The 22,088-nt window shown below is 65.0% G+C and carries 24 protein-coding genes and 3 pseudogenes; 11 read left to right on the top strand and 16 right to left on the bottom strand.

The genetic code is table 11. The features are described from left to right. Positions 1–89 precede the first annotated feature (89 nt). From flgA to IPK20_08460, 3 genes are all read left to right on the top strand, one after another. Positions 90–791, top strand: coding sequence for a flagellar basal body P-ring formation protein FlgA (gene flgA / locus IPK20_08470; GenBank protein ID MBK8016747.1), 702 nt, complete (start codon positions 90–92; stop codon positions 789–791). Between the two features lie 179 nt (positions 792–970). Continuing rightward, the gene (gene flgM, locus IPK20_08465; protein ID MBK8016746.1) at positions 971–1,279 is read left to right on the top strand and encodes a flagellar biosynthesis anti-sigma factor FlgM; all 309 of its coding nucleotides are present in this window, start codon (positions 971–973) and stop codon (positions 1,277–1,279) included. Positions 1,280–1,315: 36 nt separating this feature from the next. After that, positions 1,316–1,798 carry a flagellar protein FlgN gene (locus tag IPK20_08460; GenBank protein MBK8016745.1) on the top strand — a complete coding sequence of 161 codons (483 nt, stop codon included), beginning with the start codon at positions 1,316–1,318 and terminating at the stop codon, positions 1,796–1,798. Positions 1,799–1,881: 83 nt separating this feature from the next. On the opposite strand, the gene motD is transcribed toward IPK20_08460, so the two are convergent. The 7 genes and pseudogenes from motD to flhB form a co-directional block, all read right to left on the bottom strand. Then, positions 1,882–2,628: a flagellar motor protein MotD gene (gene motD, locus IPK20_08455; GenBank protein MBK8016744.1), complete on the bottom strand. Its 747-nt coding sequence runs from the start codon at positions 2,626–2,628 to the stop codon at positions 1,882–1,884. Between the two features lie 80 nt (positions 2,629–2,708). Further along, positions 2,709–3,458 (bottom strand): flagellar motor protein, encoded by a 750-nt coding sequence (locus IPK20_08450; protein MBK8016743.1) that lies wholly within the window; start codon positions 3,456–3,458, stop codon positions 2,709–2,711. Between the two features lie 192 nt (positions 3,459–3,650). Beyond that, positions 3,651–4,377 (bottom strand): annotated as a pseudogene (locus IPK20_08445) (RNA polymerase sigma factor FliA). After that, entirely contained in the window at positions 4,377–5,261 is an 885-nt protein-coding gene (locus IPK20_08440) for a hypothetical protein (protein ID MBK8016742.1), read from the bottom strand. The pseudogene IPK20_08445 and the gene IPK20_08440 overlap by 1 nt, the downstream one beginning before the upstream one ends. A 6-nt stretch (positions 5,262–5,267) precedes the next feature. Further along, on the bottom strand, positions 5,268–6,458 hold the full coding sequence (gene flhF, locus IPK20_08435; GenBank protein ID MBK8016741.1) for a flagellar biosynthesis protein FlhF: 1,191 nt from the start codon (positions 6,456–6,458) through the stop codon (positions 5,268–5,270). A gap of 36 nt (positions 6,459–6,494) precedes the next feature. Continuing rightward, a pseudogene (gene flhA, locus IPK20_08430) lies at positions 6,495–8,577 on the bottom strand (flagellar biosynthesis protein FlhA). A gap of 3 nt (positions 8,578–8,580) precedes the next feature. Beyond that, positions 8,581–9,729, bottom strand: a complete 1,149-nt coding sequence (flhB, locus tag IPK20_08425) for a flagellar type III secretion system protein FlhB (GenBank protein ID MBK8016740.1) — start codon at positions 9,727–9,729, stop codon at positions 8,581–8,583. A gap of 129 nt (positions 9,730–9,858) precedes the next feature. Here flhB and IPK20_08420 point away from each other — a divergent pair, with 129 nt between their 5' ends. The 8 genes and pseudogenes from IPK20_08420 (at position 9,859) to IPK20_08385 (ending at position 14,733) form a co-directional block, all read left to right on the top strand. Next, positions 9,859–10,464 carry an outer membrane beta-barrel protein gene (locus IPK20_08420; protein ID MBK8016739.1) on the top strand — a complete coding sequence of 202 codons (606 nt, stop codon included), beginning with the start codon at positions 9,859–9,861 and terminating at the stop codon, positions 10,462–10,464. Positions 10,465–10,601: 137 nt separating this feature from the next. Further along, complete coding sequence (locus tag IPK20_08415; GenBank protein MBK8016738.1) at positions 10,602–11,093, top strand: MarR family transcriptional regulator; 492 nt, start codon at positions 10,602–10,604, stop codon at positions 11,091–11,093. Between the two features lies 1 nt (position 11,094). Then, positions 11,095–11,640 (top strand): cytochrome b, encoded by a 546-nt coding sequence (locus tag IPK20_08410; protein ID MBK8016737.1) that lies wholly within the window; start codon positions 11,095–11,097, stop codon positions 11,638–11,640. Between the two features lie 46 nt (positions 11,641–11,686). Then, positions 11,687–12,265: a YceI family protein gene (locus IPK20_08405; protein ID MBK8016736.1), complete on the top strand. Its 579-nt coding sequence runs from the start codon at positions 11,687–11,689 to the stop codon at positions 12,263–12,265. 43 nt (positions 12,266–12,308) lie between these two features. Further along, a pseudogene (locus IPK20_08400) lies at positions 12,309–12,877 on the top strand (YceI family protein). Between the two features lie 109 nt (positions 12,878–12,986). Next, positions 12,987–13,553 (top strand): polyisoprenoid-binding protein, encoded by a 567-nt coding sequence (locus IPK20_08395; protein MBK8016735.1) that lies wholly within the window; start codon positions 12,987–12,989, stop codon positions 13,551–13,553. A gap of 157 nt (positions 13,554–13,710) precedes the next feature. Continuing rightward, complete coding sequence (locus tag IPK20_08390; protein ID MBK8016734.1) at positions 13,711–14,181, top strand: DUF4124 domain-containing protein; 471 nt, start codon at positions 13,711–13,713, stop codon at positions 14,179–14,181. Between the two features lie 78 nt (positions 14,182–14,259). Then, entirely contained in the window at positions 14,260–14,733 is a 474-nt protein-coding gene (locus tag IPK20_08385; protein MBK8016733.1) for a DUF4124 domain-containing protein, read from the top strand. A gap of 18 nt (positions 14,734–14,751) precedes the next feature. On the opposite strand, the gene IPK20_08380 is transcribed toward IPK20_08385, so the two are convergent. The 9 genes from IPK20_08380 to iscR all read right to left on the bottom strand — a co-directional run bounded on the left by IPK20_08380 (position 14,752) and on the right by iscR (position 21,984). Further along, complete coding sequence (locus IPK20_08380) at positions 14,752–15,069, bottom strand: non-heme iron oxygenase ferredoxin subunit (protein MBK8016732.1); 318 nt, start codon at positions 15,067–15,069, stop codon at positions 14,752–14,754. Between the two features lie 10 nt (positions 15,070–15,079). Further along, positions 15,080–15,646 (bottom strand): NifU family protein, encoded by a 567-nt coding sequence (locus IPK20_08375; GenBank protein MBK8016731.1) that lies wholly within the window; start codon positions 15,644–15,646, stop codon positions 15,080–15,082. Between the two features lie 131 nt (positions 15,647–15,777). Next, positions 15,778–16,251, bottom strand: a complete 474-nt coding sequence (locus tag IPK20_08370; GenBank protein MBK8016730.1) for an SUF system NifU family Fe-S cluster assembly protein — start codon at positions 16,249–16,251, stop codon at positions 15,778–15,780. Positions 16,252–16,259: 8 nt separating this feature from the next. Then, positions 16,260–17,525: a cysteine desulfurase gene (locus IPK20_08365; protein ID MBK8016729.1), complete on the bottom strand. Its 1,266-nt coding sequence runs from the start codon at positions 17,523–17,525 to the stop codon at positions 16,260–16,262. 42 nt (positions 17,526–17,567) lie between these two features. After that, the gene (gene sufD, locus IPK20_08360) at positions 17,568–18,869 is read right to left on the bottom strand and encodes a Fe-S cluster assembly protein SufD (protein ID MBK8016728.1); all 1,302 of its coding nucleotides are present in this window, start codon (positions 18,867–18,869) and stop codon (positions 17,568–17,570) included. Positions 18,870–18,875: 6 nt separating this feature from the next. Beyond that, positions 18,876–19,649, bottom strand: a complete 774-nt coding sequence (gene sufC / locus IPK20_08355; protein MBK8016727.1) for a Fe-S cluster assembly ATPase SufC — start codon at positions 19,647–19,649, stop codon at positions 18,876–18,878. Next, positions 19,646–21,082 carry a Fe-S cluster assembly protein SufB gene (gene sufB, locus IPK20_08350; protein ID MBK8016726.1) on the bottom strand — a complete coding sequence of 479 codons (1,437 nt, stop codon included), beginning with the start codon at positions 21,080–21,082 and terminating at the stop codon, positions 19,646–19,648. The genes sufC and sufB overlap by 4 nt, the downstream gene beginning before the upstream one ends. A gap of 46 nt (positions 21,083–21,128) precedes the next feature. Then, a complete protein-coding gene (locus IPK20_08345; protein MBK8016725.1) occupies positions 21,129–21,452 on the bottom strand; it encodes an iron-sulfur cluster assembly accessory protein in 324 nt (107 codons plus the stop codon). Between the two features lie 31 nt (positions 21,453–21,483). Continuing rightward, entirely contained in the window at positions 21,484–21,984 is a 501-nt protein-coding gene (gene iscR / locus IPK20_08340; GenBank protein ID MBK8016724.1) for a Fe-S cluster assembly transcriptional regulator IscR, read from the bottom strand. Positions 21,985–22,088 lie beyond the last annotated feature (104 nt).

Here is a 22,088-nt window from a genome sequence, read left to right as displayed (position 1 = left end):
TGCTGGCTTCGGCCCAGTATCGGCTTCGCGCGCAAAGCACTTGAATTATCCTCCGCAACTTGCCACTGGAACAGGAAAAGGACCTTCAAATGACAGCGCGCGTTGCACGGCGCCTCGCGGCCGCGGTGGCCTGCACGGCCTTCGCGTCCACGGTCCATGCGGCGGCGGACGTTCAGGATCTGGCTGCCCTGAGACGGATCGCCGAGACGGCCGCCCGCCAGGGAACGGCCGATCTGCCGGGCCGCGTCGTCATCGACGTGCCGGCGATGGATAGCCGTGTCAGGCTGCCGGCCTGCGAATCGCTCGAGACGTTCACGCCGCCCGGTACCCGGCTATGGGGCCGGACTCAGGTGGGCATCCGCTGCCAGGGGCCCGATTCGTGGTCTGTGCTCGTACCCGTGCAGGTGCAGGTCTTCGGTCCCGCCGTCTACTCGGCGAGGCCCCTGGTCGCCGGCCAGCCGATCGGCGCCACCGATGTCGTCGAGCGGGATTCCGATCTCACGAAGCTTTCCGCCGGCGTGCTGTCATCCGTCGACGATGCCATTGGCAAGGTGCCCAGATTGGGGGTGAGCGCAGGCCAGGCACTGCGGGGGGACATGCTGCGAGGCAAGGCCATCGTCGCGGCCGGACAGAACGTCTCCATCGTCTACCGCAGCAATGGAATCGTCGTTCGCAGCGAAGGACGGGCCCTTCACGCCGCCGGCCTGGGCGAGTCGGTGCAGGTGCGCAGCGCCTCGGGAAAGGCCTTGAAGGGGACCGTGACGGCGCCCGGAGAAGTGGAGGTCCGATGATTCGTCCGGGAGGTCATTCGACTTATGCGAACACTCACATGGACCCGGGTTTTCCGATTGCTATACTGACTGCCCATGCATGAATGGCCCGCCGGGAGACCCGCTAAAGTTTTCCAGAAGGCTTGCCGATAACAGGTCCGGAAGGCTGAGAGGGCCTTTCTAGCAAATAGAGGTCAAACGTGAAGATCAACAATCCGGTGAGCAGGGCCCAGGGCGTGACGGGTCCCCAGGACGTGAGCGGCGGAAAAGCGCCGGTAACGCCTCAACCCACCAGCAAGGGATCTGGAGACACCGTCTCCGTGAGCCCGCTGTCGTCGCAACTGCAGGCGCTCGAGAGCAAGCTCTCGGACGTGAGCGTCGTCGACTCCGCAAGAGTCGATGCGATCAAGCAGGCAATTTCCGAAGGGCGCTTCAGCGTCAATTCGGAAGTGGTTGCAGACAAGCTGATCGCCACGGTCAAGGAGTATCTGCTCAGCCAGAAGGGTTGAGCGGCCCGCGCGAACGAGTTGCGAACGCAGACGACGATGCCCAACCGCCAAGTTTTCATCGACGCCCTGTTTGCCGAACGCGACGCCTTCGCCCGGTTTCTCGAGACACTCCGGGCGGAGAGTTCCGCCCTGCTCCGCGGCGATGTGGACGAAGTCCTGCAACTCGCCGAAACCAAGTCTTCGCTGGTGGAGAATTTGTCGCTCGTGGGCACGGCTCGACGGGCCACGCTCGCAGACGAGGGATTCTCTCCCGACCGCGTGGGCATGACGGAATGGCTCATCGTCCACGGGGGCAACGATCATTCCAGGCTGTCCCGGACCTGGGCCGAACTGCTGGCAAAGGCAGGAGAGGCCCGCGATCTCAACAAGTCCAACGGCGTGCTCATCGAATCGCGCCTGCGGTTCAATCAGTCCGCGCTGACCGCCCTGCGGTCGGCCATGCAGCAATCCACGCTCTACGGCCCTGACGGCGCGCCCGACTTCGACGGCGGGCGCAGCCGCGCCCTCGGACTCGCATAACCGGCAGGCCGGTCAGGCGGTCCTTCGCCGCGTTCGCTGTTCCCCCAACACCTGCTTTTCCCCACACCCGGTTCTCCTCGAACTCACTCTGCCGGCGCCACCGACGGCGAGTTTGTCGATTCGGCGGATGGATCGTCCATCGGGAGAATCACGACCGTCACCCTTCGATTCCGATTTCGTCCTTCCGGGGTGTCATTGGTGTCGACGTCGCGATATTCGCCGTAGCCAATCGCGCCCATCCGCTCGGGAGCCACTCCGGCCTGGGCAAACAGCCGGACGACCCTGCTCGCCCGAGCTGCCGACAGTTCCCAGTTGGACGGAAACACGGGGCTGTTGATGGGGCTGTTGTCCGTGTGCCCCTCCACCTCGATGGAATTCGGGGCCCGGGCGAGAACCTGTCCCACGGCCTCCAGGGACCGCGCTGACGCCTCATTGAGTTCTGCCTGACCCGATGCGAAGAGGACGCTGGCGTTGATCTCCACCGCGATGCCTCGGGCGTTCTCGGTGATGCGGACCTGGCCGGTCTTCATGAGCGAGTCGAGCACGGTCCGCAGGTCGTTGGCCATGCCCTGCATGCGCATCTGGCGCTCCCGCATCCGGGGATACTGATGATCGATGGGGGGCGGCACGACGCTGGGCGTGGGCTTCTTCTCCACCGTCTGGAATGCCTGCACCAGAGCCTCCGAGACCTCGCGGTAACGGCCTTCGTTGACCGACGAGATGGAGTACATGACGACGAAGAAAGCGAGCAGCAGAGTGACAAGGTCGGCATAGGAGACCACCCAGCGGTCCTGGTTCTCGGGGTTCTCCCTGCGTTTGCGCCGCGCCACGCCTCGTCACCCTGCGCCGCAGGATGGCGGTCCGAACCTGCCGCCGGGGAACTGTGAGGGTGCCCGGCGTACCGACCGCATCAATCCCCCTCCGCGAGATAGCCCTCGAGCTTGCCCTGGATGATCCTGGGGTTCTCGCCGTTGGCGACGCAGACCAGCCCGTCGATGAGCATCTCGCGTCTCTTGACCTCCCGGGCGACCAGCGATTTCAGCTTGTTCGCCACGGGAAGGAACAGAAGGTTGGCCGCGCCTACGCCGTAGATCGTCGCGACGAAGGCGACGGCAATGCCCGCACCGAGCTTGGTCGGGTCGGTGAGATTCTCCATCACGTGGATGAGGCCCAGGACGGCACCGAGAATGCCGATGGTGGGCGCATAGCCTGCGGCGGCTTCCCAGATGCGGACGGCGGCTAGTTGCGTATCCTCGTGGGTGTCGATGTCGCGCTCCAGGATTTCGCGCAGCATCACCGGATCCGCTCCATCGATCAGGAGCTGCAGTCCCTTGCGCTCGTATTCCGCCTTCTCGATCCGGACCTGCGGTTCCAGTGCCAGAAGACCGCCGCGGCGGGCGACATTGCTCCAGTGGATCACTCGGGATATCAGGCCGCGGTAGTCGCAGGGGGGTGGCTGGAACACCCACCTGGCCATCCGGACGCCCTGAGCGAACACGGGCAGCCGGCTCTGCAGGAGGACGGCACCCAGAGTGCCGCCGATGACGATGAAGAACGCCGTGGCCTGCAGAAGGGACGCGAGGTGACCGCCTTCGAGCCACTGACCGCCGATGACGGCGCCGATGGCGATGAATAGGCCCAGCAGGCTCAGGATGTCCATGAATACGGGATGGCGGAAGGACGGCCCGGAGACCGGACCTGCATCCCTTTACGGCGTGGGGGTGCCCCGACTTGAGATTCGGGGGCGACGGCTTCAGGACACCTGCATGAGGATGGCGCCGGAATGGCACTCATCCGGCGGGCCGACCGGCTCCCCGGTCAGCGCGATGAGGTCAGCGCGATGAGGTCGAGATCACTTGGCAGTCCACGTCTTCATCCGTGAACGCAACCGCGCCACAGCCTGGCTGTGAAGCTGGCACACGCGGGATTCGCTGACCCCGAGAATCTCGCCGATTTCCTTGAGGTTCATTTCCTGTTCGTAGTACAGACCCATGACGAGCTTCTCGCGCTCGGGCAGTGCGCTGATCGCCTGGATGAGATGGCGCCGGAAGCCCTGGTCTTCCAGCACGTCGAGAGGACCGCGCTGACCGTCCTGGACGAACGAATCGAAGAAATCACCTTCTTCCGACTCCTGGAAGTCCTCGTAGTGCAGCAGCTGGTAGCTCCCGTGCGTCCAGCAGCATCTGCTGGTAGTCCTCGAGCGGGATCTCCATCCGCTGGGCAAGTTCGCTTTCCTTCGGGATCCGTCCGAGTTCCTGTTCGAGGTGGGCCATGGCCGTCTCGATCTTGCGCAGGTTCTTGCGGACGTTTCGCGGCAGCCAGTCGGCCTGACGGAGTTCGTCGAGGATGGACCCGCGGATCCGCTGGATCGCGTAGGTCTCGAACTGGGCGCCCTGCGTGTCGTCGAAGTTCTTGGCGGCGTCGAGAAGCCCGATCAGACCCGCCTGGATGAGATCGTCCACTTCGACGCTGGCCGGCAGTTTTGCCATGAAATGGTAAGCGATGCGCTTCACGAGCGGCGCCAGCTCGTTGACGATGGCATCTACATCGCGATTGGCTATGGAAGTGGCATTGACCATCAGTTAGCTCGAACATTTGCAGACAGCGACGTTCGGCTCGCCTGGACGAGCCGGTGAACGAAGCCATCGAGACCGTCTTCCCCGGCGTACGGCCAGGTGAGCAGGGTGTCGGCGACCGCGCCGATCGCTGCAGCGGAACGTGACATGGGAAACGCGCATGATACCGCCTGATGCAAGCGCAATGCCTTCGACATGTCCGGATCGGGCGGCATCCAGCCCAGCCACGCAACGGTGACACCCAGAAACCGCTCGGCGGTGGCCGCGAGGTTGGCATGCACCGTCCGGGCGTGGTCCTCGTCTCCGGCCCGCGTGACGACGGCATGGAACCTCCGGCGCGCGATCGCCTGCGACAAACGCTTGATCAGTCCGTACGCGTCGGTGATTCCGTCCGCCGCCGCGGAGACGACCACGACGATCTCGGACGAGGCCGCAGCCCACGGCGCGACGTCGTCCCGTGCGGGCGCGGGAGAATCGAGAAGGAGGAAGTCCACCGGCGGGTCCAGCCGTGAGAGGGCATCGGTCAGCCGTGTCTCCTCGTCCTGGGGCAGCATGCCCAGCAGCCTGCCGGCCCAGGCCGCCCCGAAGAACCGCACGCCTTCAGGCCCATGCAGCAGGATGTCCTCGATGCGGCGGTCGCGGCGAATGAAATCGGCGAGGTCGTGCCGCAGCGTGAGACCCAGGCGTGCCGCGGCTCCCTGGCTCGAGTCGCCCTGCTCGCCCACGCAGGCGTTCTGGCCCCGCCGGGCAAGTGCCACGGCGAGATCGGCCACGACAGACGAACGGCCGGATTCCGCATTTCCGGATGTGACGGTGACGGTGCGGACCAGGCCGCGGGAGAACATCCTGCGAAGGCCGGCGGCCTGATCCGGGATGACGATGGACATGCTTCGTCAGGCTTCCGGCATCGCCGACACCGTGGCCGCCCGTGCTGCGAGGACCAGCGGTATCTCTTCCGCGGCAGGCCGGAAACCGCTGCCGCGGCTCTCGGCCCTGAATGCGCGCTCGATCAGGTAAAGACTGTTCGCGAGATGCAGGTCCTCCGGAACCCGCTGTCCATTGGCCACATAGTGCAACGGCAGGCCGGAACGGATGAGCACGTCGATGGCGCCGCCCAGCGAGATCGCTTCGTCCACCTTGGTGAGAATGCAGCCGCTCAGTCCCTCGCCCTGGTAGTTTCGCAGCACGTCCTCGAGCGAATCGCCCTGGGCGACGGCACTCAGCAGCAGGAGCCTTGCAACCGGCTTGCCGTGGCCGGTGAGCATGGCCACCTGCTCGGACACGCGCCGATCCCGCTGGCTCATGCCCACCGTGTCGATGAGCACGAGCTTGCGCCCGTGCAGTTCCGCGAGCGTGACCTTGAGATCGTCACCGTCCTTCGCCGCATAGACCGGAATGCCGAGAATCTTGCCGTAGATGCGCAACTGGTCCACGGCCCCGATCCGGTAGGTATCCGTGGTGACCAGCGCCACCTGGGAAGGACCGTGCTGCAGCGTGCAACTGGCGGCGATCTTGGCGACCGTGGTGGTCTTGCCGACTCCCGTGGGCCCCACCAGCGCGTACACGCCGCCCGTGGAGACGATGTCCTCACCGGCCGGCACGCATCGAAGGCTGTTGGAGAGAACGCCTTTTACCCAGCGCAACGCCCGCGTGAGCGATTCGCCAGGCGGCATGCGCGAAGCGACGGCGCGGGCGAAGCCGGCGCCGAATCCGCGCATGAGCAGTTCCTTCATGAGTTCCGCCTGCACCGGGGATGCGGTCGCCATTTCCCGCCACGCGAACCCTGCGAGCTGCCCTTCCACCATGCCGCGCAGGTGCCGGACTTCGTCGAGCAGTTCCTGCGCGAACCCGGTCTCCATGGCCGGCCTCGGCGAGTCCGGTTTCGGCGCAGGTGGAGCCGCTGCGAGTCCGTCGCCTTTGACCGGAGCGGCCACCGACGCGACTTCGTGTTCGGCGACCGCCATGATTTCCACGCCGCCCGGCATGGTCCGATTGGCCAGGATCAGCGCATCGGCGCCCAGCGCCTCGCGCACGAGGCGCAGGGCTTCCCGCGTGTTGGCTGCGAAGAACTTCCTAACGACCATGGTTCGGATCGCGCGCCGGAACGGGAGAGGGCCGCATCACGCGCGGCCTCCGAGGACCGCAATCACCTTGATGACGCGGCTGTCGGGAACCTCTGCGTGGGATATGACGCGCAGCTGGGGCGCGGATCGGCGCAGGAAGCGTGACAGCAGACTGCGGATCGGTGCGGGGACCATCAGAACGGCTGCGCGGCCGGAGGCTTCCTGTTCCTGCACGAGCTTCGCTGCCTGCTTCAACAGGTTCTCCGCGAGATTGGGTTCCAAGCCCGCGCTGTCGCCTGTTTTCGATTGCGCGGCCTGCAACAGGATCTGTTCGAGTTGCGGGTCGAGGGCGATCACTTGAACGTCGCCAGTACCCGGTGCGATCGAATGGATGATAGCACGCGACAATGTGACCCTTACCGCTGCCGTCAGCTCTTCCGGGTCCTGTTGTTTCGGATAGTGCTCGGCCAGTGTCTCGAGGATCGAGCGCATGTCCCGGATGTGGACGCCTTCGGCAAGCAGGCTCTGCAGCACCTTGTGAAGAACGCCCACCGGCACGACCTTGGGCACGATATCCTCGACGAGCTTCGGCGCTTCCTTGGTCAGGTGATCCAGCAGCGCCTGCACCTCTTCGCGACCGAGAAGTTCCGCCGCGTGCCCCTGCACGATGCTCGAGATGTGCGTCGCGATCACCGTGCCGGCATCCACGACCGTGTAGCCCATGGTGATGGCCTGCTCCCGGTTCGCCTGGTCCACCCAGACGGCCGGCAGGCCGAACGCGGGATCCCGTGTCGGCGCGCCCTGGAGCGACCCCAATGCCCGTCCCGGATTGATCGCCAGGAACTGGCCGACCAGAACCTCCCCGGTTCCCGCCTCGACGCCCTTCAGCGTGATGCGGTACCCGTTGGGCTTCAGTTCCAGGCTGTCGCGGATGTGAACGGCCGGGACCAGAAAACCCATCTCCTGCGCGATCTTCTTGCGGATGCCGCGAATGCGCCGCAGCAGATCGCCATCCTGCGCCTTGTCCACGAGCGGAATCAGCCGGTAGCCCACCTCCAGGCCCAGGACGTCGACTGTGCCGACATCCTCCCAGCCGACCTCCACCGATTCCGGGGCCGGAGGCGGTGGCGGCGGTGGCGGCGGCGCCTTCCTGGCGCGCTGGTCGGACAGATAACCCACTCCGGCAAGCACCGATGCCATGAAGAGGAAGGCCACGTGCGGCATGCCCGGGATGATGCCCAGCAACAGCAGGACGGAAGCGGTGATGTAGAGGATCTGCGGACGCATGAACATCTGCGTCATGAACTGCTGCGACAGATCCTCGTCCGTCGCTACTCGGCTCACGACCACGCCTGCGGCCGTGGAGATGATGAGGGACGGGATCTGGGCCACCAGCCCGTCGCCGATCGTGAGCAGCGTGTAGTTCTGGGCGGCGGTCGCGAAATCCAGGTCGTGCTGGATCACGCCCACGGCAAGCCCGCCCAGCACGTTGATGATGGTGATGATGATCCCGGCGATGGCATCCCCGCGGACGAACTTGCTGGCACCGTCCATGGAACCGTAGAAATCCGCCTCCTGGGCCACCACCGCCCGGCGTTTGCGTGCCTCCTCCTCCCCGATGAGTCCGGCGTTGAGGTCGGCATCGATCGCCATCTGCTTGCCCGGCATCGCATCCAGGGTGAACCGGGCGGAGACTTCCGCGATGCGGCCGGCGCCCTTGGTGATCACGACGAAGTTGATCACCACCAGGATCACGAACACGACGATGCCCACCGCGTAGTTGCCACCGACGAGGAAATTGCCGAAGGCCTCGATGACGTGCCCTGCCGCTCCCGGGTCCCGTGTGCCCTTCCAGCAGCACTACGCGCGTGGAGGCGACGTTGAGCGACAACCGCAGCAGCGTCGTCACCAGCAGGACCGTCGGAAACACCGAGAAGTCGAGCGGCTTGAGCGAGAACAGGGCCGCCAGCAGCACAATCATCGACATCGCGATGTTGAACGTGAACAGCATGTCCAGCAGGATCGTGGGCAGAGGCAGCGTCATCATGCCCAGCACGAGCAGGATGAGGATCGGACCCGCAAGGGTGTTCAGGGGCAGCCGGCCGGGCGGCCGGGCTGCGGCGGTCGAGGCCTCTGCCATCGGTTACGCCTCGTCGCCGCCGATGGCGGGGTCCAGTTCCGGAGGCACCGCGATCGCGGTGGGCGCCACCGGCTCGTCGCCTCCGCTCCGCTCGTAGCGTGTGAGCTGATACACGTAGGCGAGCACTTCGGCCACTGCCGTGTACAACGCGGCGGGGATCTCCCGTCCCAGATCGCCGTGGGCGTGAAGCGCGCGCGCAAGAGGCGCGGCGCGCAGCACCGGTACGGCATTGTCGCGGGCCAGTTCGATGATGCGCTCCGCGACCTTGTCCGATCCCTTGGCCACGACCATCGGCGCCCGCATGCTGCCCTCGCGGTAGCGCAGCGCCACGGCGAAGTGCGTCGGGTTGGTGACCACCACGTCGGCCTTGGGCACCTCCGCCATCATCCGCCGCCGGGCCTGCTCACGCTGCAACTGACGGATCCGCGCCTTCAACTGCGGATCGCCCTCGGTCTCCTTGTATTCCTGCCTGACTTCTTCCTTGGTCATTCGCAACTGGCGGTGGTGTTCCCAGATCTGGAACGGCACATCCACCGCCACCACCAGCGCCATGCCTCCGACCACCCACAGGAAGGTCACCAGAAGCAACTGCCCGAGGTGGCCGGCGGCCACGTCCAGTGGTTCCGCAGCCAGCCCCAGGATGGCATCGAGCTCGTTCATGACGACCAGCGTCGCGATTCCGCCCACGACCAGCGACTTGATGACGGCCTTGCCGAGTTCCACCAGGCCGTGAGTGGAGAACATCCGCCCCAGTCCCGCAGCCGGATTGATCCGCTTGAACTGCGGCGCCACCGACTCGAAGGTGAAGACCCATCCGCTCACGAGCATGGGCGCCAGCAGAGCCACCAGCATGAGAATGGCGAGATACGGGAGAAAGCTCATGAGCGCATGCTCGCCGGCTTCGCGCAGGCGGGCGGTCATGACATCCAGGCGGAAAGCGGCGGCGCGGTCGAGGGTCAGGCCGTGAACCATGACGGACTGGAGACTCCCCACCAGCCCGCCGCCCAGCGTCATGATCGCGGCCCCGCCGGCACGCAGGATGGAGAATGTCGCCAGTTCGGGGGATCGTGGAATCTGGCCACGGCTGCGGGCCTCGTCGAGCCGTCGCTGTGATGCTGGTTCGGTTCGTTCGAGGTCGCTGTCTTCGGCCATGGCACCATCCTGGTTCGATCGAGTTTAGCACGCACCCCGTTGTCATCCCCCGGGTTGAGAAGCCTGCGGCGGCATTGCGATAATGCCCCTTGATGCGGGCCGCTGCCCGCACGACAGGAGACGCTCCCCATGCCTTCGATCGCGAAGTATCTGCTTGCCGCAGCGCTGGTTTCCGCCACCGGGGCCCAGGCCGCCCAGCCACGCTATTACGAGGACTACTTCGGTCTGGGCACCGGGCTGGCCAAGGCCCGGAACAGCTGCAATTCCGCTTCGGCCGTCAATTTCGCGGGGACCTGCGACGATTCCGACACGTCGTTCCGGATCTTCGGGGCCCACAAGGTACAGCAGCATTTCGGCATCGAACTGGGTTACACGAACTTCGGCAAGACACGCACGGTCGGGACGCTGAGCGGAACGGCGATCAGCGGCGAGCGCGACGGCTACGCCGTCGGTCTCAGCGCAGTGGGCTTTTTGCCGCTGGGCAATGCATTCGAACTGCACGCCAAGGCAGGCGTGGCCCGGTGGGATCTCAAGGCGGACCGGTTCTTCTCCACCGCCACCAACGTGACCGACGCAGGCTTCGCACCCACGGCGGGCATCGGCGTCACCTGGTTCTTCATGCCGCAGGGCGGGCTGCGCCTGGAGTATCAGCGGTTCCAGAAGGTGGGCGATGCCGCGACGGTGGGCGAGTTCAACTTCGACGACCTGTCGCTCAATCTCGTCCTCAGATTCTGACGAACGGCCCGGGAAGGGCCGCCTCTCCCTGTCGCCCCGACCACCACATCCCGCGTTCCCCCGTGGAGGAACCATGCGTTGACTTTTGGTTCTAACGCGAACTATTCTGCGCCCGCCCTGCACGACTGTCCCGAACAATGCCCGACCGATTTCTCAGAACCCTGCGGCGCCTTGCCATGTGCTTCCAGGCCTTCGAGGCCTATTCGGATGCCCACCTGCGCACGACCGGACTCACGCCAGCGCAGTTCGACGTGATCGCCACCCTGGGAAACCAGCCGGGCCTGCTCTGCAAGGAACTGGGCGAGCGGACCCTCATCACCAAGGGCACCCTCACGGGCGTGCTGGATCGACTCGAGGCCCGTGGCCTGCTTTCCCGTGTGACGTGCGAAGGCGACCGGCGGGGGGTATTCGTGAGCCTCACTCCCGCTGGCCAGGCGCTCTTTGCCGAGGTGTTTCCGCCGCACGTCGAGCATCTGCGGCGCGCCTTCGGTGCATTGAAGGGAAGCGAACTGGAACGGCTCGAGAGTTATCTCGACCGGCTCACGTCCCGCATGGTGGTGGACGACATCCCGTCGGGCCGGTCGACCCCCAAGTCCCGCATGATCGCGGCCTCGCGGCGGGTGTCCTGAGATGGCTGCCGCGCGCCGCTACACCGCCGTCGCCATCGTCCTCCATTGGGCGATCGCGCTGGCGATCCTCGCCAACCTCGCCCTCGGGCTGTACATGGCGGACCTGCCCCTGTCCGCAGGGCCGATCAAACTCAAGCTGTACTCCTATCACAAGTGGGCCGGCGTCACGATCTTCGCGCTGGTGCTGCTCCGGATCCTCTGGCGGATCACCCATCGCCCACCGCCTTTGCCGCCGGGCATGCCCGCGTGGCAGCGCGCAGCCTCGGGGGTCTCGCACGCGCTGCTGTACCTGCTCACCCTGGCCGTGCCTCTGACGGGCTGGCTGTTCAGTTCGGCCAAGGGATTCCAGACGGTGTACTTCGCCCGCTGGCCCATCCCCGATCTGCTGTCCAAGGATCTGCTCCTGGCCGAAGTGCTGCTCGACTGGCACGAGAGCTTGAACTATCTGATGCTGGCTCTTGTCGTCGTCCATGTTGCAGCCGCGTTGAAGCATCACTGGGTCGACCGCGATTCCGTGCTTCGATCCATGCTTCTGTTCCCCCACTGAGACAGGACCACACGAACTCACGATGAATCAATTCCGCTCCTCCCAGATGCACCCGGCCTTCCGCTTGTCCCGTGATTCTGCCTGCGCATTCGCCATCGTGGCCGCCGCGGCACCCCTCGTCTCCACCGCTGCACCGTTGAGCGTGGAACCGGCCAGGAGCGAAGTGGCCTTCGTCTCCAAGCAGATGGGCGTGCCGGTCGAAGGACGCTTCCGCAGATTCAGCGTTCAGCTCGATTTCGATGCCAGGAAGCCGGAAGCGTCCAAGGCCTCACTGGACGTGGACATCGCCAGCATCGATGCGGGCAGCGAGGAAGCCAATGGCGAGGTCGTGCGCAAGGCATGGTTCGACGCAGCCCGCTTTCCGAAGGCGACCTTCGCCTCCACGTCCGTGAAAGCCCTGGGCCCCAACCGTTACGAATTGACGGGCACCATGACGATCAAGGGCAAGAGCAAGACCGTCACGACGCCCTTCACCGTCAAGCCCGCCGGAAGCGGTCAGGTCTTCGAAGGCAGCTTTCTCATGAACCGCAGCGATTTCGGCATCGGGGACGGCCCGTGGAACGACCCCGAGACGGTCGCCTACGAGGTGCAGGTCCGTTTCAAGTTCACGACCACCGGCAAGTGATCCGGTCGATCGCCGTGCCGCACATTCCGAGGAGAACCTTCGCATGATCATCCGCCCGCTCGCGACGCTTCTGGCCACGGCACTCGCGACCGCCGTCCAGGCCGCGCCCGAATCCTTCACGCTCGATTCGCGGCACAGCTTCCTTCCTTCCACATCAATCATCTCGGACTGTCCCTGCAGATGGGCCGGTTCAACAAGGCCACCGGCAAGATCACCATCGACCGCGAGGCCAGGCAGGGCTCGGTGGATCTCACCATCGACGCCGCGTCCATCGACATGGGCATCGACAAGTGGGACGAGCAGATGCGCGGCGAGGATTACTTCAACGTCGAGAAGTTTCCCACCATGACCTTCAAGTCCACGACGGTGCTCTTCGACGGCGACAAGGTGGCCGGAGCCGAGGGCGAGTTCACTCTTCTGGGCGTGACCAAACCGGTCAAGGTGACGCTGACGGGATTCAATTGCATCACCCATCCCATCAACAAGAAGTTCGTCTGCGGCGGCATGGCGTCGGCGACGTTCAAGCGCTCGGAGTTCGGCCTCACCAAGGGGCTGCCCGGCACGGGCGACGACGTGCGTCTGACGATGGCCGTGGAAGCGTTCCGCGACTGAGCCTTGGCAACGAAATCCGGGACTCTCGACCCCTCCCGCCGCGAGTCTCACGAATCGCGGCCCGAACACCGGCCGCCCGCTGCACCACCGTCAATCCCTGGAGAACTACATGAAACTCGCGCTCGTCGCTGCCGCCACCTCGCTTGCCCTTGCGGCACCCGCTTTCGCCGCCGATTCGTACACGGCCGACCCCACCCACACCTATCCGTCCTTCGAGATCAACCACCTGGGCTTCTCCACCACCCGCGGTTCCTTCGAGAAGTCCCAGGGCAAGATCACCCTCGATGCTGCCGCCAGGAGCGGCAGCATCGACATCACCATCGACACGGCCTCGATCAGCACCGGTCTTGCCAAGCGTGACGATCATTTGCGCGGTGAGGATTTCTTCAACGTCGCCAAGTTCCCCACCATGATGTTCAAGGCGTCCAATCTGCGTTTCAGCGGCGACAAGCTGGTGGGTGCGGATGGCGACCTGACATTGCTGGGCGTCACCAAGCCGGTATCCCTGACGATCGACTCCTTCGTCTGCGGCAACCACCCCATGAACAAGAAGCCGCTGTGTGGCGCGAATGCGACCACCACCATCAAGCGCTCCGAATGGGGAATGAAGGCTTACGTCCCCGCCGTGAGCGACGAAGTGAAGATCGCCATCCAGATCGAGGCGTTCAAGGACTGACCGTGCGGATTCGCCGGGGTCGAGCGGCGGTATCGCCGCCCCCGGCGGCCCCGCACTTTGCAGCCGCCTCCGCCTGCGGCATCATGGCGTGGAGGCGAGGCGGGACATCCCGTGGGTCGCCGAGGAATCTTCGCCGGCCGAATCGGTCGGAGGACGCATGTGCCCCGGATTTCTTCGCCATTCGTGCTGTCTTGCCGCCTTGCTGATCGCTTCTCAGGGCGCTTTCGCCCAGGTCTACAAGTGGGTAGACGAGCGCGGCGTCACCCACTACGGCGAGCGCCCGGCCGCTGCGGCCAACGCATCGAGGCTTCCCATCGCGCTGCAGGGCAACGATCCCGTCGATCCGCCCGCGGGCTGCTACACCATCCGCTGCCAGTACGAACGGATGCGCGACGACCGGCTTGTCCGGGAAGCCGAATGGCGCCGTGACATGCAGTCCCGGGCCGAACGCGCCGAGCGCACGCGGGCGGCCCAGGCGCCCCCACCCCAGGAAGTCCCGCGACACGACACGCCCATCTTCTATCGCCGCCACGGTGTCATCGTGAATCCCCACCCGCCGGTACAGCGGCCGGCGCACGACGGGCCGCGCGGAGAACCCCAGGTCTCCATCCGGATGCGGGGCCGGTAACCGATGCGCGAGCCGCCGGGACAGCTTGGCTGCTCGTTGATCGGCGCACTTCTTGCCATCGCTGCACTGTCTCAGCCGGTGTCAGGGGGAGAAGTCGCCCGCTGGACGGATGCCAACGGCAGGGTGAACTATGGCGATCGCGCTCCCGCGGGGGCCGCAGGAACGGCAACGGGCATCCGAACCCGGGTACCGGCTGCCGGGGACCTGCGGCGGGGTCCCTGTCAGACAGTGCAGTGTCAGTATGACCGCCTGCGCAACGACCGTTTGCGTGAAGACCGGGAGTGGCGAGCGAATCGCGACGTCACCGAGCGGCTGGCGGCAGCACGTCCCAGCGCGCGGGGAATGAGCTTCGAGACATTTTCGCGCCTCGATCGCGGCATGACGGAGGCGGAACTCTTCTCGCGTGCAGGCACACCGGACTACCAGAGTTTCGACGGGGCCGTCGGGTCCAAGGTCTGGACGTACTACCCGACAGCATCGGATCCGTTCACGACCTCCGTGATTCTCCGCGGCGGTCAGATCTTCGAGCTCGAGCGGGTACGCAGCTTCTGAGGGGGAAAAGGCGCCGGCTCAATCCCAGCGGTCGTCCCTTGTCTCGATCACACCCTCACGCACACGCACCGGAAAGACGGCCGTGGGCTCGTAGGCCGGCGCCGTGAGGGCTTCACCCGTCCGGATCGAGAACCGCGCGCCGTGACGCGGGCAGACGATCTGATCCCCTTCCACGCAGCCCCCCGTCAGACGGCCCCCATCGTGCGTGCAGACGTCCTCGAGCGCAAAAAGTTCGCCCTCCAGGTTGAAGACCACCACGTGGGTTCCATCGATTTCCACGTTTCGATGTTCCCCGGAGGAAAGATCCGCGGCCGGACAGACGGCGACCCACTCCATGGCGACCGGGTCAGACGGGAACGACTTCGAGCGCGGGGTCGATCTGGTGCACGAGACTCTCGATCCCGGCCAGCGTCCCGGACAGCGAACTGGGGCAGCTGCCGCACGCGCCCTGATAGTGAACGTGAAGCTCGTTCCCCTCGAGGCCCACGATGAAGAGATCTCCGCCGTCTCCCTGCAGGAACGGGCGGACCCGTTCGTCGAGCAGATCGCTGATGAGCTGCAGTTTCTCGCGCTGCTCGGGCGTATAGCGCTCCTGGTCCAGCAGCGGTGAACCGGCGGCGGCCAGCGCCTCCGAACGTTCCTGTGCCGCGGGGGCTTCCCGGATCGGTACGGCGAGCGCCTTCATGAGGGGCCCCCACTCCGCCGATCCATCCTGCGTCACGGTGATCCAGTGGTCGACGTAGAACACGTTGGTCACGTGCTCGATCCCGAAGAGCGCCCTGGCCAGCGGATCGCTTTCCGCCTCGGCGGCGCTGTCGAAGGAATGCGCGACGCCCCAGCTCAAGGGCTCCTTCAGAATGAACTTGCGTGCATTCGGATTGGGGGTGGGTTCGATTTCAGAGATCTTGGGCATGAGGTATCGCGGTTCCCGCTCTCCGGCGGCCTGCCGGCGCGGCCGGCAATGATTTTCCTTGTCTGTTCATCCGGGCTCGCCGGGCTTGACCTGCCTCGCCGGGAATCCCGTCCACCGGACGCATGTCGCACTCACCTGTCGGCCGCGGGATCATGTTCCCCTTCCGTCGTGGCCGTATGCCGTTCGCCGAACGCGGCACGCAGGGTGTGCCAGGGCAGGATGGCACACTTGACCCGCGAGGGCAGATCCTTGACGCCGCGAAACACGGCGAGCCGCCCGAGATGATTGGGCTGCTTGTCCGGATCGAGCTGCCCCGTGGTCATCTGGCGGAATTCCTCCACGAGCGCCTCCGCCTCGGCCACCGACCGTCCCTTGATGACAGTCGTCATCATCGAGGCCGATGCCTTGCAGATGGCGCACGACTGGCCCTCGAACGCCACGCGCTCGACGACACCGTCCTTCACATGCAGGTGCAGCCAGATGTGATCTCCGCACAACGGGTTCAGCCCTTCCGAGCGATGGGTGGCGTCCGCCAGTGAGCCATAGTTGCGCGGCTTCTTGTTGTGATCGAGGATGACCTCCTGGTAGAGCTGCTTGCTGTCCATGGCGGCGGTCAACCGAACAGCTGTTGCACCTTGCGCACGGCGTCCACGAGGGCATCCACCTCCGCAAGTGTGTTGTACAGGGCAAAGGAGGCGCGGGCCGTGGCGGGAATGCCGAAGCGTTGCATCACCGGCTGCGCGCAGTGGTGCCCGGTCCTCACGGCCACGCCTTCCTCGTTGAGGAGCGTGCCCACGTCGTGGGGATGCACGTCCCCCACGTAGAACGACACCACGGCCGCCTTCTCGCGCGCCGTGCCGACGATCCGCACGCCCGGAATCTCCACGAGCCGCCGCGAAGCGTAGTCGAGCAACGCGTGCTCGTGCGCCGCGATCCTGTCGAGGCCGATCGCCTGGAGGTAGTCCACGGCCGCGCCGAGCCCGATCATGGCGGCGATGGGCGGCGTCCCCGCCTCGAACTTGTGCGGGATGGTGTTGTAGGTGGTCTTTTCGAAGGTGACGGACAGGATCATGTCCCCGCCGCCCTTGAACGGCTGCATCTTCTCCAGCAGCCTGGCCTTTCCGTACAACGCGCCGCTGCCGGTCGGTCCGCAAAGCTTGTGTCCGGAGAACGCGTAGAAATCACAGTCGAGCGCCTGCACGTCCACGCTCAGATGGGGAGCCGCCTGGGCGCCATCCACCAGCACCGGCACGCCGTGCGCGTGCGCCACATCGATCATCCGCTTGATCGGGGTGATGGTGCCCAGAGCGTTGGACACGTGCGTCACCGCTGCGAACTTCGTGCGCTCGTTGAAGAGCTTCTCGTACTCCTCGAACACGAGTTCGCCGCAATCGTCGATGGGAGCCACGCGCAGTCGCGTCCCCTTCTCCTCGCACAGCATCTGCCACGGCACGATGTTGGAGTGATGCTCCATCTGCGTGACCACGATCTCGTCACCGGGCCCGAGGAACTTGCGGCCGTAACCGTGCATCACCAGGTTGATCCCCTCCGTGCATCCGGTGGTGAAGATGATCTCCCGTTCCTCGCGAGCATTGAGGAAACGCTGCACGCTGCGGCGGGCGTTCTCGTAGGCCTCGGTCGCGCGTTCGGACAGCAGGTGCACACCCCGGTGGATGTTGGCGTGCTCGTGCGTCTGGTAGTGGACCAGACGGTCGATCACCTGACGCGGCATCTGGCTCGATGCAGCGTTGTCCAGGAACACGAGGCGATGTCCGTGCGGATGCACGTTGGACAGGATCGGAAAATCGGCCCGGTATTGCTCCGGGTCGAAAGGCGCCTGCGCGGTCGCAGTCGGTTCCTTCAATGCAGTGGCGCTCATTCGACTCCTCGTTGCCTGCCAGTCTCGAAGCCGACCGGAGGGTCAGCCCAGCTGGGGCCCTCCTGTCTGATTCACGATAGTCCGGTGCAAGGCGGCGACCAGCGACGGCACCGGAATGCGGTCCACCACGTCAGCCGCAAATCCGTACGTCAGCAGACCGCGCGCCGCCGCTTCGGACAGTCCCCGGCTGCGCAGGTAGAAGACTTCCTCGGCCTCCAGCTGTCCCACCGCGGCGCCGTGCGCGCACTTCACGTCGTCGGCGAAGATCTCGAGCTGCGGCTTGGTGTCCACGTGCGCCTTGTCCGACAGCAGCAGGTTGCGGCTCTCCTGGGCGGAGTTTGTCTGCTGGGCGCCTTCCCGTACCAGAATTCGACCGTTGAACACGGCGTGCGCTCCGCCCGATACCACGCACTTGTGCTGCTGCCGGCTGGTGCCGTTCGGCTGCGCGTGATCCACGAACGAGTGCGTGTCGGCCAGTTGTCGGCCCGCGATCAGCGCGAGACCGTCAAGCTCGAATTCGGTGCCGGGCCCGGCCTGTTCCACACTCAGCGTGTGCCGCGAGATGCGCGCGCCCAGCGCCACGGAACAGTTGGAGTAGCGGCCATCGCGCCCCACGGACACGCCGGTGTTGGCCATGTGAAAAGCCCGTGTCGAGTCGCGTTGCAGACGCACATGACGCACCCGCGCATGGGCGGCGACGAACACTTCGCTCACCGCGTTCACGCAATACGCTCCATCCTGCAGCGAAACGTAATCCTCGATCACCGTCACATCGGCACCCGAGTCTGCACGCACGAGCAAGCGCGGATGCACGGCGACGTCCTTTCGCGTAGCCACGAACAGGCAATGTACCGGTCCGGCGCTCACGTCCCTGGCCGCGTGAATCACGGCGCCGTCGCGCAGACGCGCGGTGTTCACGGCCGTGAACAGGTCGTGCAGGAACGGAGCAGCGTTTCCCACCCAGTGTTCGACGCTGTCGGGGAATTCGACGGCGACGGTCGAGAAATTGCCGATGACCAGACCGGATGCGGCACGCACCGAGGACAGCCCCGCGCAATACCGGCCGTCCACGAAGACGAGTGTCGCCGAAGCTTCCGGCACGGCAAACCTCGCCAGCGAATCGCGGTCGGGATCGGGTCCCGCGTCAGCGGGGGCGCCGAGGCTTGCCTGATACAGCGGCGTCAGATCGGTAAAGCGCCAGTCCTCGTCACGCGGCGAGGGAACGGCCAGCACGTTGGCTCGCTCCAGCGCCCGCGAGCGCAGTGCCTTCAGCCAGTCCTGGCCCTCCGCCGCGGGCTTGCCGAGAAGGTTGTCCAGAAACGAACGGGTCTGCAGCGCATCCATCGTCCGTCAGGCCGCCTGCTTCTGGATCCAGTCGTAGCCGCGGGCCTCGAGTTCCAGAGCGAGCTCCTTGCCACCGGTCATGACCAGCCGGCCGCCATCCATGACGTGCACGAAGTCCGGGACGATGTAATTGAGCAACCGCTGATAGTGGGTGACCAGCACGACGGCGTTCTCGCCGGAACGCAACTGATTCACGCCTCCCGCCACCACCCGGAGCGCGTCGATATCGAGTCCCGAGTCCGTCTCGTCGAGAAACGCGAGTCGCGGCTCCAGCAAGGCCATCTGAAGGATTTCGTTGCGCTTCTTCTCGCCGCCGGAGAAGCCGGTGTTCACGCTCCGGTCGAGGAACGCCGGGTCCATCTCGAGCATCCCCATCTTCTCGCGGACGAAATCGTCGAATTCGAGGGGATCCAGTTCGTCCTTGCCCCGCGCGCCCTGCACCGTGTTGTACGCCAGCCTGAGAAACTGGGCGTTCGCCACCCCTGGGACCTCGACGGGGTACTGGAAGCTCAGGAAAAACCCGGCCTGTGCGCGCTCCTCTGCCGCCATGGCGAACAGATCCTTGCCGCAGAAGACGGCCGTGCCGCCCAGCACCTCGTAGGCGGGGTGGCCGGCCAGCACCTTGGACAGCGTGCTCTTCCCCGAGCCGTTGGGGCCCATGATCGCGTGCACTTCACCGGCTCTGACCGTGAGGTCGATGCCGTTCAGGATCTGCACCCCACCCACGGCGGCTTCGAGCCCGCGAACCTCCAGCAGGACAGTGCCCGGTTGCGTCGTCATCCCACGCTTCCTTCCAGTTTCAGACCCAGGAGCCGGCCGGCTTCGACGGCAAACTCCATGGGCAATTGTGTAAAGACATCCTTCACGAAGCCGTTAATGATCATCGATACGGCTTCCTCCGCGCCGATTCCGCGGCTCGAGAAATAAAAAAGCTGGTCCTCGCCGATCTTCGAGGTCGTCGCCTCGTGCTCGACCTTGGCGGACGGGTTCTGCACCTGGATGTAAGGGAAGGTATTCGCCCCGCACCGGTCACCGATCAGCATGGAGTCGCACTGCGAGTAATTCCGCGCCCCGTGGGCGCCGGCGCCGATCTTCACCAGTCCGCGGTAGCTGTTGTTCGACTCGCCGGCCGAGATCCCCTTGGAGATGATCGTGCTGCGGGTGTTGCGGCCAATGTGGATCATCTTGGTGCCGGTATCGGCCTGCTGCTTGTGGTTGGTGAGCGCCACCGAGTAGAACTCGCCGACGGAGTTGTCGCCCAGCAGGACGCACGAGGGGTACTTCCACGTGATCGCCGAGCCGGTTTCCACCTGGGTCCAGGAGATCTTGGAGTTCACCCCCTTGCACAGGCCGCGCTTGGTCACGAAGTTGTAGATGCCGCCGGCGCCGTTCTCGTCGCCGGCATACCAGTTCTGCACCGTCGAGTACTTGATGTCGGCGTTGTCCAGCGCGACCAGTTCGACCACCGCGGCGTGCAGCTGGTTGGTGTCGAACTTGGGCGCGGTGCAGCCTTCCAGGTAGCTCACGTCCGCGCCTTCCTCCGCCACGATGAGCGTCCGCTCGAACTGGCCGGATTCCTGGGTGTTGATGCGGAAGTAGGTCGAGAGCTCCATCGGGCACTTCACGCCCTTCGGAATGAAGCAGAACGACCCGTCGGTGAACACCGCCGAGTTGAGCGCTGCATAGAAATTGTCGGCCGCAGGAACCACGGTTCCCAGGTACTTGCGAACGAGTTCCGGATGTTCCTGAACGGCTTCGGAGAACGAACAGAAGATCACGCCCACGTCGGCGAGCTTCTTCTTGTAGGTCGTCGTCACCGAGACGGAATCGAAGATCACGTCGACGGCCACGCCTGCCAGCGCGGCCTGCTCGTGCATCGGCACCCCGAGTTTCTCGAAGGTGCGCTTCAGCTCGGGGTCGACTTCGTCCATGGACTCCAGCTTCTTCCTGGGCTTGGGCGCCGCGTAGTAGCTGATGTCCTGGAAATCGATCTTGGGATAGCGAACGTTGGGCCACGTCGGTTCCGTCATTCCGCACCACTGGCGGAATGCCGCCAGCCGGAATTCCAGCAGCCACTCCGGCTCGTTCTTCTTGCGGGAGATGAGCCGGATGATGTCCTCGTTCAGCCCCTTCGGGGCGACGTCCGACTCGATGTCGGTGACGAACCCGTGCTTGTAGGGCTGATCGATCAGGTGATTGAGAGCTGCGCTCATCTCATGCGCTTCCGTCGTTGCAGTGTGGCGAAGTGAGCGTCCGGCACTAGACGCCGAAGCTCTCGCCACAGCCGCAAGTCGATTTCGCGTTGGGATTGTCGACGCGAAAAGTCTCCTTGAAGCCGTCGCGGACGAAATCGAGCGTGGCGCCATCCAGAAACGGCAACGCCTCCTCCGCAACGACCACCTTCGCGTCGTGAGCCTCGAAAAGCCGATCCTGATCGCTCAGTTCCCTTGCCCCATCGAACGTGTACGCCAGGCCCCCGCACCCGACCTGTCTCACGCCGAGACGCAGGGCGAGGCCGCCCCGCTTCTCGACAATGGACTTGCGGATGTGGCGGGCTGCCGTTTCCGTCAACTGGATGCTCACTGCTCCTTGACCTCTTGCTGCAACTGCAAAATTACAGAGTGGCGACGATCGCCTCGCTCTGGGGAAGCCTGCGCACTTCCGGAACGTCCCTCACCGCCTGCGGCGCCGTGCGCGCCTTGGCGATGCGCTCGTGCTGATCGTTCACCAGCTTGGACAGTTTCACGTCCTTCAGGTAATCGAAAATGTGGGTATTGAGAGCACTCCACAAGTCGTGCGTGAGGCACTTCTGCTCGTCCTGGCAATTCTCCATCCCGCCGCACTGCGTGGCATCGATGGGTTCGTCGACGGCCAGGATGATGTCCGCCACCGACATGTCCTCGGCACGGCGGGCAAGTGTATAGCCTCCGCCGGGGCCGCGGGTGCTGTTCACGAGCGACTGGCGGCGCAATTTGCCGAAAAGTTGTTCCAGATAGGACAGGGAGATCTTCTGACGCTGGCTGATCTCGGCCAGGGTGACGGGACCCTGCCCATCGCGCATGGCGAGATCGATCATCGCGGTAACGGCAAAACGTCCCTTCGTGGTGAGTCGCATTTTTCCCTCTCAAGACAAACGGCCCCGCTCGCGGGGCAAATGTCCTTTTTACTTGAGTGTTTTGCTCAAGTATAAAAGAACGCAAGCACTTCGATCAACCACAA

It is taken from the genome of Betaproteobacteria bacterium (assembly GCA_016713305.1).
In the GTDB taxonomy this organism is placed as follows: domain Bacteria; phylum Pseudomonadota; class Gammaproteobacteria; order Burkholderiales.
The sequence above is the reverse complement of the archived record's forward strand: the minus strand, read 5'-3'. Positions and strand labels throughout refer to the sequence as shown.